Source organism: Hyphomonas sp. NPDC076881 (genome assembly GCF_050269995.1).
Classification (GTDB): Bacteria; Pseudomonadota; Alphaproteobacteria; order Caulobacterales; family Hyphomonadaceae; genus Hyphomonas.
Genome location: NZ_JBNNJJ010000002.1, coordinates 191684 through 206849 on the forward strand (window position 1 = coordinate 191684; position 15166 = coordinate 206849).

Consider the following 15166-nt stretch of genomic DNA (forward strand, 5'->3'; position numbering starts at 1 on the left):
CCGGCGGAAAGCCTGCAAAAGCAGACATCATGCAGAATGTCCCGGTGTATAAATTGCTGACGGAAGAAGACTGGCGTGCCGCCGAAGCGGCCGGCCATACCGTCAGCGCGATCGATATTGCCGATGGCTATGTGCATCTTTCCACGCGCGCGCAGCTGCCGGAAACGGCCGCGCGGCATTTTTCAGGGAAGGGGCGGGTCAAGCTGCTGCAGTTTGACAGCGGGGCGCTTGCGCCGCTGCGCTGGGAGCCAAGCCGGGGCGGCGATCTCTTTCCGCATCTCTATGCGCCCCTTGAAATCGCGCGCGCGCAGGCGGCCTGGTGGCTTGAGCCCGGGCCGGACGGCGCGCCGCTTCTGCCGGAGGACATCTGAATGATTGCATCAGCCGGTGCCCGCATCGCCCGCATGTTGCCGCCGGAAACGGCGCATACGCTGACCCTCCGGATGCTGACATATGGCGCGGGCGTTCCCTTGCATGCGCCACAGCTTCCGGTCTCCACGCGGGTGGAGTTGCCGAAGTCTGGCCTACGGCTCTGCTCGCCGGTCGGGTTGGCGGCAGGCTTTGACAAGAATTGCGAAGTTCCCGAGGCGATGGCGAAGTTCGGCTTCGGTTTTGTCGAATGCGGAACGGTCACCCCAAAGCCCCAACCGGGAAATCCGAAGCCGCGGCTTTTCCGTCTCAGTGAAGACCGCGCCGTGATCAACCGGATGGGGTTCAACAATTTCGGACTCGATTATTTTGTCCGCCGGCTGGAGAAATACTCCCATGCCGTGCCGATTGGTGCCAATGTGGGTGCCAACAAGGACAGTGAAGACCGGATTGGCGACTATGTGGCCGGCATTGAGGCAGTTGCGCCGTATGCCGATTATATCACCATCAATATCTCCTCGCCCAACACGCCGGGCCTGCGCGGCCTGCAGGACCGCGCTTCTCTGATCCAGCTATTGACGCGGTGTGGCGCTGCGGACCGGAAGGAACTGCCGGTTTTCCTGAAGGTGGCGCCGGATCTGGATAGCGAGGCAATCGCCGATATCTGCAGCGTGCTGAACGCCGAAGGGGGCTGGCTTTCCGGCCTCATCATCTCCAACACCACCCTGGCACGGCCGCCGAGCCTGCGCAGTGAAGACAAGTCCGAAGCGGGCGGTCTTTCCGGCGCGCCCCTGCTTCAGCCGTCTACGGAAGTTTTGTTGAAGTTTGCCCGCAAGCTGGAAGGCGCGTTCGATCTGATTGGCGCGGGCGGTATTGCAACAGGGCGGGACGCCTATGCCAAGATCCGCGCCGGCGCGTCAGCGGTGCAGCTTTATTCCCTGATGGTGTATGATGGTCCCGGCATTGCGGCCCGCGTTGCGCGGGAGCTTTCCCATTGCCTGGCCGAAGATGGTTTCTCCGCCATTGCCGATGCTGTGGGGAAAGATCTCTAGCGTGCAGTTCTGCGCGGCTAACCAGCCCCCAACGTAGAGAGTGGTATGGGGGCTGTTCAATGTTTCCGTATAAAGACGGATCGCCGCAGGATTTTATCTTCCTGATGGCGCCATGAGTATACGGATCAGTTCAGGACAACCACCTGGCGGGCGACCGAACCCTTGTTGTCCAGAAGATTCTGCATCGCCCCGGTGATACCCTCAAGGCCGATGCGGTCGGAGATCAGGTCATCGAGGTGGAGCTTGCCCTGCTTGTAGAGGTCGATGAGGCGCGGGAAGTCCACCCGAAAGCGGTTGGACCCCATCACGGCGCCCTGAATGCGTTTCTCGGTGACGAGAAGCTCGATGCCGGGGATCTCGATGTTCACGCCGGGCGGGATCATGCCGATCACGGTGGCGACGCCGCGCGGGCGCAGCATGTGATAGGCCATCTCGGCGGTCTGCTTGGCGCCGACGCATTCGAAGGAATAGTGGACGCCGCCTTTGGTCAGCTCCTTCACTGCCTCGATGGCGTTGCCCTTGGAGGGGTTGACCACATCCGTTGCGCCAAAGCGCGTGGCGAGCTGGAGTTTCTGGTCCGACAGATCCACCGCGATGATGCGGCTGGCCCCGGCAATCGCGGCGCCGTTGATGGCGGCAAGGCCAACCCCGCCGCAACCGATCACGGCGACGGTCGAGCCCGGCTCCACCTGGGCCGAATGGAAGACCGAGCCCACCCCGGTGATCACGCCGCAGCCGATCAGGCAGGCGCGGTCCATCGGCATGTCCTTGTCGATGGCGCAAAGGGTGTTCTCATGCACCAGGATCTGTTCGGCAAAGGAGGAGAGGTTCAGGAACTGGCCGACCTTTTCCCCGCCGATGGAGAGGCGCGGATGTTCGGTGACGCTGCGCTGGAACAGCTCGCGGTTCACCGTGTGGCAGACGGACATATGCCCGGTGAGGCAATACTCGCAGGTGCCGCAGAAGGGCGAGAGAATCGAGATTACATGGTCGCCGGGTTTGACGGCCGTGACCATCGAGCCGACCTGTTCGACCACGCCGGCGCTTTCATGGCCGAGGATCACGGGTAGTTCGGCCGGGAAGGCGCCGTCCCAGAAGTGAACGTCAGAATGGCAAACGCCGATGGCCTTCAGCCGGACCAGCACTTCGCGCGGTCCCGGCTTGGAGATCGTCACGTCTTCAATCGACAATGGCGCTTTCGGCGCCCGCATCACGGCGGCTTTCATGGTCTGGTTTCCTCCCGGTCTTCTTGTTTGTGCCAAGTGTCGCGCAAGGCAGGCGTTTTGGCCAGAGTGACGCGAGGGGAGGGGATCAGCCCTCCATATTTGGCGGGCGCCCGCACGGCGCTGGCCCTGGCATATCTGGTACCCGTGCTGGCCAGCGGCGCCCTGCGCCCCGCTGGCCGCTGAGGGGCGGGTTGATCAACGGTCGAGACAATCGCGCAGTGTGCCAATCATCATCGCTTTTTGAGCGGCGTTTGCGCCATCCCACATTTCATCATGGCGCAGATTGTCCGCCTTCCGGATCAGCATGTTGAACTCGGTCTGCTCTGCAGCAGTGGGCAGCACGCCGGGCTCAGCAGGGAAATCCGAAGACCTAAGGGAACAGACGCGCGTCAGAGCGGTCCGGGGGAGGGCCATCCGCCGGTTGTCGAGGGTGAACACAGCGGCGGCGGCCTCCGGGTGTCGTTTCACCAGGAGCATGGCGATATCCCCGCCATTGGAATGTCCCACCAGGAGGATGGGCGTTTCACTTGCAACCCCCTCCTGCCGCAGAGCCTGTGCCACTTGAAGAATACCAGAGGCTCCACGTTCCCAGGCAGGCATACGGCCTGCTACGATGTCTCCATCGCGAGCAAGGGGAGGGTCGTCCGGCAGATCAAACTGCGGCGCGGCGACCACATATCCCATGCTGACCAACTCGCCCGTGAGGAATGAATAGTCAGTGCCCAGATTCCCATAGCCGTGTGCAAGGATGGCAAGAGGCTTCGGATCTCCGGCCCCGGTGCCAAACAGCACGGTGGGAATGAGCCGGTTATTGGTGGGATCGGTATAGTCGCGGGTAACTGGGTGGAGCGCTGGCGCCGCCCGTGCGCCGGTCTCACGGCTGGCGCAGGAGAGAAGGAGCAGGAGGATGGGCGCAAACAGAATAGCCAGAGACTGAGGAGACGGCATGGGGTTTCTGCTCGTTCTATTTGTCTTCTGCGGGCCGGATTTAGTCTGCGTCCGGCGCCGGGATCAGGCCGATGGCGCGGCCCATGATGTGGAAGAGTTCGTTCTGCTCGATCACGCCGGAGACAAGGTTTGCGCCGGGGCCCGAGGCAAAGGCGGCAACGTCTTCCCCGCCATGGGTTTCCGAATACAGCGGCACGAGGGATTGCTGGCGGAAGTCCGCGGCCATCGTGTCGACATTGGTGAGGTCATAGCGCTTGCAATCAAAGACCGGCTTGCCCTCGGCATCGGTGCCGGTTTCGCGGCAGGCGCCGGGGCCGTTGGCGTAGGAGAGGGTGGTGTAGGGCATCCCGTCTGCGCCGAGCGATCCGCCTTCGGCCGATGTGCCTGCGGTGACGAGCCCGAGGATCGGATTGCCGCGCTGGGGATAACCGTTGATCGTCAGGGTGTGGGAATGGTCAGCGGTGACGATGATCAGCGTGTCTTCGCGGCTGGTCATTTCCAGCGCGGCAGCGATGGCCGCATCAAAGGCGAGGGTATCTTCCAGCGCGCGGATGGCATTGCCCGCATGGTGGGCATGGTCGATGCGGCCGCCTTCCACCATCATCACGAAACCGTCCGGGTTCTGAGAAAGGCGGGTGATGGCGGCGCGGGTCATTTCCTCGAGCGAAGGCTCGCCGGCCTTGTCCTGCTCGCGGTCGAGTTCGTATTGCATGTGGGAGGGCTCGAAGAGGCCAAGCACTTTGACATTGGAGGTGAAGTCCGCCGCGTCAAAGCCGGCGCGGTCAACCATTGTCACGCGCGCGCCGCCTTTGGCGGCCCATTCTTCCATAAGGTTGCGGCCATCGGCGCGGTCGCCGGTCTGGTCGGTATATTCCGGGTCGGGCGTTTCCTTGGGCAGGAATTTGGAGCGGCCGCCGCCGAGGATCACGTCAAAGTCGCTGGCCGCGCCTTCGATCAACTGGCGGGCAATATCCTTGCAGGTGTCGGAAGACGCTCCGCGCATGTCGCTGTCGGCTTCCCAGTTGCGATGGGGCACCTTGGCATAGGCAGCGCCCGGCGTGGCGTGGGTGATGCGGGCGGTAGAGATGAGGCCGGTGGCCAGGCCTGAGCGCTGGGCGATCTCGAACAGCGTATCGGCTTCGGTGCCCGGCACGCTGGCGCAATTGCCATAGTTGGCGGCGCTGGAGACGCCCAGGAAGCCGGATTTGGTTTTCAGGCCGGAGCTCATCGCGGTGGCGGTCGCCGCCGAGTCCGCCACCTGATAGTCGTGGCTGTAGGTCTTGGAGAGCGCCGACCAGGGCAGGGTTTCCATCGCGAGGTGGAAGCTTTCCCCATCCACACCGGCAGACTGGCCGGCATAGATGCGCGCGGCCGTGATGGTGGAGATGCCCATGCCATCGCCAATGAAGAGAATCACATTCCTGGCCGGCTTGAGGCCGCGCTCGGCGATGCGGGTGTCAACGGTGGTGGCGGCGGATTTGTAATACCCGTCATCGGCCTGGATGGGCAGGATCGGCTTGTTTCCGGAAGAGGCGCGGGTGGACGGTGCGGCGCTGGTGGCGACCGCAGCAGCGCAGGCGGCGGCGAGGGCAAGTGTGGAGACAAGGGCAACAATGGCGAGGCGCATGAGCGGCTCCTTCAGGCGATGATCACATTCCTCGCGCTTAGCCCAAACATATGACAGTTGCGAGATGTTATGCCGGGCGCGGCGTTCTTTCGCGCTGCGCCAGCCAGACGGCGACGAGGATCGTGGCTGCGCCTGCCGCCTGCAGCGCTGTCAGCGGCTCATCAAACAGCCTCCAGGCGATCGCCGCGGCGACTACGGGCTGGGCCAGCACGAGGATTCCCGCAACGGCGGTATTGGTCCAGCCGAGCCCGGACACGATCAGGCCCTGACCCATGACATGTGCGACGAGGGCGAGGACCAGCGGCACGATGAAGCCATTTGCGGTCACCGGCAGCACCCGCTCGCCCGCCAGGTTCACAATCAGGAAGGCGACAACCGATTCCACCACGCTCAGCCAGAAGATGGCTTCGATGCCGCTGAGATTGCGGCGGCCAAGCTTGGAAAACATCATGTAGCCGGCGACGAAACAGGCTGCGCCGAGCGCAAAGAGATCGCCCTTGAGGCCGCCAGTGTGCAGCGCCTTGCCGCCAAGGGAGAGGGCCGCGGCTCCGGCAATGGCCAGCGCTGCGGCGACAAACCAGTGCATGCCGGGGCGCTCCTTCAGGAACAGCCAGGCAACCACCCCGACGCCAATATTGCCCAGATTGACGATGAAGGTGGCGTTGGAAACGCTCGTCATCGTCAGGGCCCAGTGCCACAGGGCGATGTCGATGGCGAAGAAGGTGCCCGCCAGCAGGATGAAGGTGTTCGGGGGCCGGGGCAGGCGGCGGTGGATCAGCAGCACCAGGGCGAACAGGATCGGCGTGGCAAAGATATAGCGCCACATGGCGATGGCCTGGGGGCCAAGCTCGTTGCCGAATTCCTGGATGCCGATGCGCAGGCCGATGGGCGCAAAGCCGATGGCAACGCCACCGCCAAGCACCATAAGCGGGCCAAGCCAGCTGCGCGCAGGGGGCAGGGAAACGGGAGTGGGCGCAGCGGCCAGAGGAGTTTGTGTCATGCGGGCGCTGTCATGGCCCGAATATCTTCCGGCGTCATCCCCTCGGCGCGGTACTCGGCCAGACTTTTATCAGCATTGCGCTTGGAAAGCTTCTTTCCGTCCGCGCCCAGAAGCAGCGGGTGGAAGCGGTAGACAGGCTGAGGCCAACCCATGAGGGCCTGAAGCAGGGCGTGAACGGCCGTTACTTCGCGCAGGTCCTCCCCCCGGATGACATGGCTGATGCCCTGCAGGGCGTCATCATGGCAGCAGGCGAGGTGGTAGCTGGCCGGGGTATCCTTGCGGGCGAGCACGACATCTCCGAAACGCGACGGGTCGGCGGGTACGTGCCTTATGCCCCCGGCGGTCTGTTCCCGGTAGGAGAGCGTCTCCCAGCGCGCGCCCAGGGCAGATCGCGCCGCTTCCAGAGACAGGCGCCAGGCGAAAGCCGCGTTGTGGGAGAGCCGTTCGGCCTCATCAAACGGCGAAAGCGGGCGGCTGACAAAGCCCGCCTCGTCCGGGTCTGCCCCGGCGGGCAGGCTGGCGGCAATTTCGCGCCGGGTGCGGAAGCAGCGATAGATGAGGCCGCGGGCCTGAAGTGTGTCCAGATCGGCACGGTAGCCGGAAAAATGATCCGATTGCCGCCGCACCGGCCCCTCCCAGTCAAGGCCCAGCCAGGAGAGGTCTTCCAGGATGCCAGCTTCGTATTCGGGCCGGCAGCGGGTTTGGTCAATGTCCTCAATTCTGAGATAAACCTTGCCGCCTGCCTCGGCTGCAGCAGCCCAGACATTGAAAGCCGACACGGCATGCCCAAGATGAAGGCGGCCAGTGGGCGAGGGGGCAAATCGCGTGATATAGTCGGGCATCGGCGGCTTGTAGCGGTGTTTCCCTGTTGCAAGAAACTGGCAGGAAACGTATCGCCTTGAACCAGATGAGGTAAACTCTGATGTCGATCTCAGCGTGGGCGAAATCTGCAGAAACCTGGCTCATGACGCATGTGCCGGGCGCCGACTGGTTAATGCTGTTTGGCGCGGCCATGGCCGTTGTAACTGCCTTGCTTGTGCTCGCCTGGGTATTGCGGCTGGCAAGCCGCGCCATCAACACACTCTCGAATGAGGGCAAGGCCCGCGCCGCGCGCCTCAGCAAGGCGCCGGGTTTCCGCATCCTGATTGCCCCGCCCGTCAAGGACCGCACGGCCGGCAAATGGTTGCAGGCGGCCCTGTCGCAATATCTGCCCACTTTCAGTTTTGGGGCGCCGTTCAGCCTGGTGGCGATGGGCCCGATCAAGGGCGGCCTTGAAAGCCGGTCGGTTGCCCGCGCCCGCAAGCGCATGGCCACCGCTGACGCTGACATGTTCCTCTGGGCCAGCCGCGCCGGGAATGGTGAGCGGGGGCTGGAACTGCATGGCCTCAGCCGTGGCGGCGGTCTCTCTCCGGCGGAAGCCCGCCTCTTTACCATAGCCCTTCCGGGCGCCCGCAAGGTTCGCGACGATGATCTCGCCCGCGCGGCCGCCTATCTGATTGCCAAGCAATTGCAGCCTGCGCTGAGTGATCCGCAGGCCTTCCGCGCCGAGAAGATCCGCCAGCTTGCGAATGATCTGGATAGCCTTCTTGGCGGCGAGCCGCCGATTTCGCCAACGCTGCGGGCCGAGATCGAGGCAGATTTCTGCGCCTCCGGTGTGCGCGTGGCCGAGGAGCTGGGCGATGTGACGGCCCTCGACAAGGTGATCGTCATGCGCCGCAAGCATCTGGAAGCGGCCAGCGAGACGGCCGATACCGGCCGGGTGATCCAGGCCCGGCTGGAACTGGGCCGCGCCCTGATCGTGCGGGCCGAGAAGCAGTTCGACCAGAACATCGTGCGCGAGGCGATCGCCCAGCTGTCTCAGGCGGTTGAGGGCCTGCGGGCCGATCCGATGATCCTGCGCGCTCAATCAGCGTCTGACGCCCTGTTCAAGGCCCAGTCGATGATCGAGTCGCGCAAGCGTTTCTCACTGAACTTCGGCTCCTGATCTGAAACTTCAAAGGTGCAGGGTCAGGCCCTCTGGGGCAGGGGACAGCTGACGCCAGTGCCGCCAATGCCGCAATAGCCGTTGGGGTTCTTCGCCAGATATTGCTGGTGATAGTCCTCGGCCAAATAGACAGTATCGAGCGGTTTGACCTCGCTGGTGACCTTTTCCCGGTGGCCCGCAACGGCGAGGGCTTTTTCATATTCGGCAATCATCTCCCTGGCGGTCGCCTCCTGCTCGGGGGAGAGGACGTAGATCGCCGAGCGGTATTGCGTGCCGATGTCATTGCCCTGACGCATGCCTTGGGTGGGGTCGTGGTTTTCCAGGAAGAGTTTGACGAGGGCGGCAAAGCTGACCTCTTTGGGGTCGAACTGCACCTCCACGATCTCGGTATGGCCGGTGCGGCCGGAGCAGACTTCTTCATAGGTGGGGTTGGGGGTGACGCCGCCCGCATAGCCCACACGGGTCAGCCATACGCCGGGGGTTTTCCAGAAGATTCGCTCGGCACCCCAGAAACAGCCCAGCCCGAAGATTGCCGTTTCAAAGCCTTCAGGCGGCGCAGCCGTCAGCGGGCGGCCGGAAACGAAATGCGTCTCTGCCGTGGGAATGGCGGCCGCGCGGCCCTTCAGGGCAGTTTCGGCGGTCGGCAGGTCGAGGTTTTTCTTCATGAAGAACATGGGCCGGGTTCCTTCTCTGGCCCCGGATATGGGGATTGATGCGTTTTCTGGCAATCACACGCTTGCGGGGCGGCGGGTCATCCGTTATCTGGCTCGCTTCCGTCTTACGGGCGGAATGGAGAGGTGGCCGAGTGGTCGAAGGCGCACGCCTGGAAAGTGTGTAGACGGCAACGTCTCCAGGGTTCGAATCCCTGTCTCTCCGCCAGCTATTTTCCCACCCGGAGCAGAGGTCAGCTTTTCAGCAAGAACCCCCGCGATGTGCGGGCTTTCGCAGCCGTGTCGCGTTGTTGATTACCGTTGAGAATTGACCCTGGGAGGGCACAAATTTCCACTGAGAAATGACCCATGTTTGAACCGGTCCCGAGCTTTGGCGAGCGGGGGACCATGGAGTGTTGGACATGGCATTATTGAGCGTTATCCGGCTGTGGTATCACCGCGACCAGATGTCGATCCGGGAGATTTCCCGGCGGACGGGCCTTTCAAGAAACACGCTACGCAAGTACCTGCGATCCGAAGTGGTCGAACCGCGTTTCCGGACGCCGGACCGGCCGAGCAAGCTAGATCCTTACGCGGACCGGCTGTCGGCTTGATTGAGGCGGGAGATGACACGGCGGCGTAAGCAGAAGCGCACGATCAAGCAGTTGCATGCCGATCTGGTGAGCCTTGGATATGACGGCTCGTATGGCCGTGTGGCGGCGTTTGCACGAGCCTGGCAAGACGAGTACCGCGTCCAGCAGCAGACGAGCGGACGCGGAACATTTGTGCCGCTCTCGTTCGCGCCGGGCGAGGCGTTCCAGTTCGACTGGAGCGAGGACTGGGCGATCATTGACGGTGTTTGCACCAAGCTTCAGGTCGCGCACTTCAAGCTCAGCTACAGCCGCGCCTTCTTCGTGCGCGCCTATATCCTTCAGACCCATGAGATGCTGTTCGACGCGCACAACCATGCGTTCCGTGTGCTGGGCGGCGCGCCGCGGCGCGGGATCTACGACAATATGCGTACGGCGATCGACAAGGTCGGACGCGGCAAGGTCCGGACCGTCAACGCGCGGTTTGCGGCGATGGTCAGCCATTACATGTTCGAGGCCGAGTTCTGCAATCCGGCGGCCGGTTGGGGCTCGCCTTGGTGCGCCAATGGTTCGAGCACCATTGGCGAGCGGCCAAGTCGAAAAGAACGTTCAGGATGCACGCCATCGACTCTGGCAGCCTATACCGCATGCGGAGAGTCTGGACGCCCTGAACCTCTGGCTTGAGGAGAGATGCCGTGCGCTGTGGCAGGACATCCCGCATGGCACCCAGCCCGGTTCTGTTGCTGATGCCTGGGCTGATGAAGCGGGCAGCCTGATGCCGGCGGGCCGGCCGTTCGATGGCTTCGTGGAGTATGGCAAGCGGGTCTCTCCCACCTGCCTCGTGCATCTGGAACGCAATCGCTACAGTGTCCCGGCGTCGTTCGCCAATCGTCCTGTGAGCCTGCGGGTCTATCCGGATCACTTCGTCGTCGCCGCCGAGGGCCAGGTCGTGTGCGAACACCGGCGCGTCATTGAGCGATCTCACGATGGTCCCGGGCGAACAATCTACGACTGGCGCCACTATCTTGCGGTGGTCCAGCGCAAGATAGTGGCGCTGCGCAATGGCGCGCCGTTCCTGGAGCTGCCAGACGACTTCCGGCGGCTTCAGCAGCAACTTCTGCGCACGCCGGGCGGTGACCGGGAAATGGTCGAGATCCTGGCGCTGGTGCTGCAGCACGACGAGGACGCGGTTCTGACGGCCGTGTCGATGGCGCTGGAAGCGGGCGTTGCGACCAAGACCCATATCCTGAATCTGCTGCACAGGCTGGTCGATGGCAAACCCATCAGTACACCGCCTGTGACGGCGCCGCAGGCGTTGCGCCTGGCCAGTGAGCCGCAGGCCAACGTTGATCGTTACGACACGCTGCGTGCGGCCGGGGAGACCCGTCATGCGTCATGATCCAGCCAGCGGCGCGATCGTCGTCATGTTGCGCGGTCTGAAGATGCACGGAATGGCGCAGGCCGTCAGTGATCTCATGGCTCAGGGCTCGCCCGCGTTCGAGTCCGCAATCCCGATGCTGTCCCAGCTCCTGAAAGCCGAAACAGCGGAGCGCGAGGTGCGGTCCGTGGCCTACCAGCTTAAGAGCGCCCGGTTCCCCGCTTACCGCGACCTTGCGGGCTTCGACTTTGCCAGCAGCGAGATCAATGAAGCCCTCGTCCGCCAGCTTCATCGGTGTGACTTTATCGATGTGGCCGACAATATCGTCCTGGTCGGCGGGCCGGGCACCGGCAAGACGCATATCGCAACGGCGCTCGGCGTGCATGCGATCGAGCACTATCGGCGCCGCGTCCGGTTCTTCTCAACCGTTGAACTGGTCAACGCGCTCGAACAGGAAAAGGCTCAAGGGAGAACCGGTCAGATCGCGAACCGCCTGATCCACTCTGATCTCGTGATCCTCGACGAGCTGGGCTACCTGCCGTTCAGCCCATCAGGCGGTGCGCTCCTGTTCCATCTGCTGAGCAAACTCTACGAGCGCACCAGCGTCGTCATCACGACCAATCTGAGCTTCAGCGAATGGGCCAGCGTGTTCGGCGATGCGAAAATGACAACCGCGCTGCTCGATCGCCTCACCCATCACTGCCACATCCTCGAAACCGGCAATGACAGCTTCCGGTTCAAGAACAGCTCGGCGCAGAAACCGAAATCGAAAAAGGAGAAGGCATCATCTTGACCCGGAAATGAAACCCGAAAGATAGTCAAAAGGCGGGTCACTTCTCGATGGAAATCCCGGGTCAGTTCTCAGCAGAAATCAACACAGAGGCGTTGCAACGTTCGCTCGGTACGAGCCGGGCGCGCATCAAAGTCGCGGCGGGCTGGAGCGGCGCCAACGAGCGGACAGTCAAGAATTGGTTTTCGGGAAAGTATGGGCCGAGCGGGGAGCATCTCGTCGGGCTGATGCGACACTCGGACGATGTGCTGCAGGCTGTTTTGGAGCTTTCGGGGCGAGAGGGACTTTCAAACGCAATCCGCATCAGGAGAGCGGAGCAGATTATCAGAGAACTGCTGACCATGCTCCATGACATATGAGTTGCTGCTGCTTTCCCTCATGTCGTACTCCGTTCACGCTGGGTTCGCTTAACACTTACTCGGCCGCGAACTCCGGAGACCGGTTTGTACTGGCCTGAGACTACCGCCCTCCACCTTCAGTCCGCGAGATAGCCCCGGAGAACGTTCTCGACCATTTGGTCCGACGCGAATTCAGCGCTCCATGGGCCAGATGGATCGAACCATACGGCCATCCAGTTTACAGCGCCGATGATGTGAAGATAGGCCAGCTTCGGATCGGTATCCTTTCGCAAGGACCCTTCGTCGATGCAGGCTTTCAGAATGCTGCGGAAGCGACGGTCAATTTCGTCGCGTTCTGCCTGAAGGAAATTTTCCTTGTCATTCTCAAGTACGATCCTGACGTCACGCCAGAGATATTGGTAGCCTCCGGACGTCGCCATCATGGCATAGCCCCTCAACACATATTTCAGCTTATCGAGGGCGGGGACATTTCGTGTTTCAGCTTCGTTAGTCGTTGCCAGTGCCCGGTCCATGCTCTGGCGGTAGCAGTCAACCAGCAACTGCTTCTTGTTCGACACATAATGATAGAGCGCGGTCTTGGTCACGCCGAGCTCGGAGGCGATGGCGGACAGGGATGTGCCTTCATAGCCTTTCTCGCTGAAGATCCTCGCCGCACAGCGCAGGATCTCGTTGCGTTTCATCTCCCACAATTCGGCTTGGGTAGGAAAGGCGCTGAGTTCGTTCATGACCGACACTTTTGTCAACATCGACCGAATGTCAATGGATTTGAACAAAGGGTCAATTGACAGACCAAATAGAAAATGTTCAGACCTTTTGGAATAGTGACCCCGTTCAAAGGTGCCGTTCCGGCATCGCCTCGAGAGGTCAACACCGGGAGGAAAATATGGTTCTTAAATCTCTGCTGTGTGGATGTGCGTGCGTGAGCGTGCTGGTTGTCGCAATGCCTGCGACAGCTCAGGAAGCTGGCGACAACGAAAAGAACGCGGTTTCGCGCGTTCTTCAGACCGTTACGGTCACGGCGACCAAAAAGGCGGATGCCGAGAACATTCAGGATGTGCCCCTATCCGTCACGGCCTTTAACTCGGACTCGATCGAAGCGTTGAAAGCACGCGACCTAACCAATCTATCTTACAGTATACCCAATGTCTCGATGGACGATGTCGGAACCACACGCGGGACAGCCAATTTCGCGATCCGCGGCCTAGGGATTAACTCCTCCATTCCGTCAATCGATCCTGCCGTCGGTGTTTTTGTGGATGGCGTTTATCTGGGCATCAACAACGGCGTTATCTTCGACCTGTTCGATATGGACAGTATCGAAGTCCTGAGGGGCCCCCAAGGACTCCTGTTCGGCCGGAACACGACGGGCGGCGCCGTCCTGATCAACACCGGCAATCCTCGGGACGAGTTCGGATACAAACTGAAAGCATCGGTCGAGACGCCTGTCGATGATGGTCGTGGCGGCCCGAACTCCACGGTGCAGGGAGTCGTCACCGGCCCAATCGTCGAAGGCAAGCTGAATGGCAAGCTCGGTGCCTATTACAACACCGACGACGGTTATTTTAAGAACCTCTACAATGGCGACAATCAAGGCGAAGCGCAGACGACGATCCTGCGAGGGGCCTTAGAATGGTTGCCTTCCGATCAGTTCACAATGATCGGCAAAGTCGAGTATTTCAACTCCCGCAGCGATGGCCCGGCCGCGCAGAATCGCGGCCTTTTTGAGCGCGACAGTTTTGATCTTGCACTTGATGCGCCTGGCTATTCGGATACGGAATCCTGGTTTGCGACGCTGCGCACCGATCTCGACGTCGATTTTGGCAACGGGACGATCACGAACATTCTGGGATACCGTGATTTTGTAAGCACAGCTCTGAGCGATATCGATTCACTGCCTTTCTTTGGCTTCCATGCGGGAGCGGCAACGAACCAGGATCAGATATCGAACGAGCTACGCTATTCGGGGACTTTCGGCCGCGCCGCTGTTACGACCGGCGTCTACTATTTCAATCAGGATGTTGCTTATGATGAGGTGCGTGACCTTCCGCCGCTCAGCCCGCTCACATTCTATGGTGGTGGATCGCAAGACCATACCGTGTACGGTATTTTCGGGCAGATAGAATACGCCCTGACCGACAAGTTGACCGGCATTTTCGGCCTGCGCTATGCGAATGAAGAGAAAGACGTTGCCGTTACCTATATCCGTCCACGCCCAGAGTGTTCCGTTGTGGATGGAACCTGTCTGGCGACCGGAAAGAACCCTTATATTCCCACGGAGAATAATGGATTCACGGATTCCGACAGCTGGTCCAACTGGACCCCTAAAGTCGGTTTTCAGTACACGCCTGCTGATGCGACACAGATTTACGGGAATTATACGCGTGGCTTCCGTTCGGGCGGTTATAACTTCCGCATTACGGCACCAGCCGCGTTTGAGGTAATTTTTCCGTCAGACAAGCCGCGCTCCTTCGATCAGGAAACGGTCGACAGCTATGAAGTCGGCGTAAAGCATCAGACGCAGGATGGCCGGGCACAAATCAATGGGGCCCTGTTCTATACTTCGATCAAAGACATGCAGCGAGAGCTCAACCTCTCCGATCCGGCTGCCGGCGTGGTGCAGACTATTCTGAACACGGCCGATGCCGGGATCACTGGGCTGGAGATCGAGGGACGCTATGCTTTCACCGAGCATTTCCTTGTCACCGCCAACATCGGCCTGATCGATGCGCAATATGACAAGGTGAGGTTCGATATTTCGGGCGATGGTCAGGTGGATGCAGCAGACAAGGCCCTCGCCCTTCCGCGTGTGCCCGAAACGACATGGGGGATCGGCTTTATCTGGGATGTCGACCTGGGAGACAGGGGATCGCTGGTGAGCCGTGCCAACTTCCAGCATCGTGACGAGTTTGCATACTCCGACAACAATTTTGGATGGATCCAGGCTGCGGATATGGTGGATGCAAACATCACCTGGAACACGCCGTATGACGGTCTGTCGGTATCGCTCTATGGCAAAAATCTTCTTGATGAGGTGACTGCGGGTGGAGACACCCAAGTGCCCTTCGGTGGTCCGCTGAGCAATGGCGTCAATCAACCGTTTGGTGCTTATCCGGCTGCAGGTACGTTCTCGCCTTTGTCTAAGGGGCGCCGGATCGGTCTTGAAATTTCCTACGAGTATTAGTGCGGACAATGC

13 protein-coding genes, 1 tRNA gene and 1 pseudogene are annotated in these 15166 nt (G+C 61.3%); 8 read left to right on the forward strand and 7 right to left on the reverse strand.

Features of this window, described 5'->3' with window-relative positions:
• Nucleotides 1-29: 29 nt before the first annotated feature.
• On the forward strand, nt 30-371 hold the full coding sequence (locus ACQKI2_RS02890) for a DUF952 domain-containing protein (protein WP_427378228.1): 342 nt from the start codon (nt 30-32) through the stop codon (nt 369-371).
• Nucleotides 372-1421, forward strand: coding sequence for a quinone-dependent dihydroorotate dehydrogenase (locus ACQKI2_RS02895; RefSeq protein ID WP_427378229.1), 1050 nt, complete (start codon nt 372-374; stop codon nt 1419-1421).
• Between the two features lie 125 nt (nt 1422-1546).
• Here the strand turns inward: ACQKI2_RS02895 and ACQKI2_RS02900 are convergent, their stop codons facing one another.
• The 5 genes from ACQKI2_RS02900 to gluQRS form a co-directional block, all read right to left on the reverse strand.
• Nucleotides 1547-2647: a Zn-dependent alcohol dehydrogenase gene (locus tag ACQKI2_RS02900; protein ID WP_427378230.1), complete on the reverse strand. Its 1101-nt coding sequence runs from the start codon at nt 2645-2647 to the stop codon at nt 1547-1549.
• Between the two features lie 195 nt (nt 2648-2842).
• Nucleotides 2843-3595, reverse strand: coding sequence for an alpha/beta hydrolase (locus tag ACQKI2_RS02905; RefSeq protein ID WP_427378231.1), 753 nt, complete (start codon nt 3593-3595; stop codon nt 2843-2845).
• Nucleotides 3596-3635: 40 nt separating this feature from the next.
• On the reverse strand, nt 3636-5222 hold the full coding sequence (locus tag ACQKI2_RS02910) for an alkaline phosphatase (RefSeq protein WP_427378232.1): 1587 nt from the start codon (nt 5220-5222) through the stop codon (nt 3636-3638).
• A 67-nt stretch (nt 5223-5289) separates the two neighbouring features.
• Entirely contained in the window at nt 5290-6222 is a 933-nt protein-coding gene (locus ACQKI2_RS02915; RefSeq protein ID WP_427378233.1) for a DMT family transporter, read from the reverse strand.
• On the reverse strand, nt 6219-7064 hold the full coding sequence (gene gluQRS / locus ACQKI2_RS02920) for a tRNA glutamyl-Q(34) synthetase GluQRS (protein WP_427378234.1): 846 nt from the start codon (nt 7062-7064) through the stop codon (nt 6219-6221). Before gluQRS ends, ACQKI2_RS02915 begins: the two co-directional genes overlap by 4 nt.
• Nucleotides 7065-7144: 80 nt before the next feature.
• On the opposite strand from gluQRS, the gene ACQKI2_RS02925 reads away from it, so the two are divergent.
• Entirely contained in the window at nt 7145-8206 is a 1062-nt protein-coding gene (locus tag ACQKI2_RS02925) for a hypothetical protein (RefSeq protein ID WP_427378235.1), read from the forward strand.
• A 23-nt stretch (nt 8207-8229) separates the two neighbouring features.
• Here ACQKI2_RS02925 and msrA read toward each other — a convergent pair whose 3' ends face one another.
• Nucleotides 8230-8880, reverse strand: coding sequence for a peptide-methionine (S)-S-oxide reductase MsrA (msrA, locus tag ACQKI2_RS02930; RefSeq protein WP_427378236.1), 651 nt, complete (start codon nt 8878-8880; stop codon nt 8230-8232).
• Nucleotides 8881-8997: 117 nt separating this feature from the next.
• Between msrA and ACQKI2_RS02935 the strand changes: the two genes are divergently transcribed.
• The 4 genes and pseudogenes from ACQKI2_RS02935 (at nt 8998) to ACQKI2_RS02950 (ending at nt 11973) form a co-directional block, all read left to right on the forward strand.
• Nucleotides 8998-9085 (forward strand) — tRNA-Ser (locus ACQKI2_RS02935).
• Nucleotides 9086-9278: 193 nt separating this feature from the next.
• Nucleotides 9279-10845: pseudogene (gene istA / locus ACQKI2_RS02940) on the forward strand (IS21 family transposase).
• Entirely contained in the window at nt 10835-11617 is a 783-nt protein-coding gene (istB, locus tag ACQKI2_RS02945; protein ID WP_427378237.1) for an IS21-like element helper ATPase IstB, read from the forward strand. The pseudogene istA and the gene istB overlap by 11 nt, the downstream one beginning before the upstream one ends.
• Before the next feature lie 47 nt (nt 11618-11664).
• The gene (locus ACQKI2_RS02950) at nt 11665-11973 is read left to right on the forward strand and encodes a hypothetical protein (RefSeq protein ID WP_427378238.1); all 309 of its coding nucleotides are present in this window, start codon (nt 11665-11667) and stop codon (nt 11971-11973) included.
• A gap of 116 nt (nt 11974-12089) precedes the next feature.
• Here ACQKI2_RS02950 and ACQKI2_RS02955 read toward each other — a convergent pair whose 3' ends face one another.
• On the reverse strand, nt 12090-12698 hold the full coding sequence (locus ACQKI2_RS02955) for a TetR/AcrR family transcriptional regulator (protein ID WP_427378239.1): 609 nt from the start codon (nt 12696-12698) through the stop codon (nt 12090-12092).
• A 194-nt stretch (nt 12699-12892) separates the two neighbouring features.
• Between ACQKI2_RS02955 and ACQKI2_RS02960 the strand changes: the two genes are divergently transcribed.
• Nucleotides 12893-15154, forward strand: coding sequence for a TonB-dependent receptor (locus ACQKI2_RS02960; protein WP_427378240.1), 2262 nt, complete (start codon nt 12893-12895; stop codon nt 15152-15154).
• Nucleotides 15155-15166 lie beyond the last annotated feature (12 nt).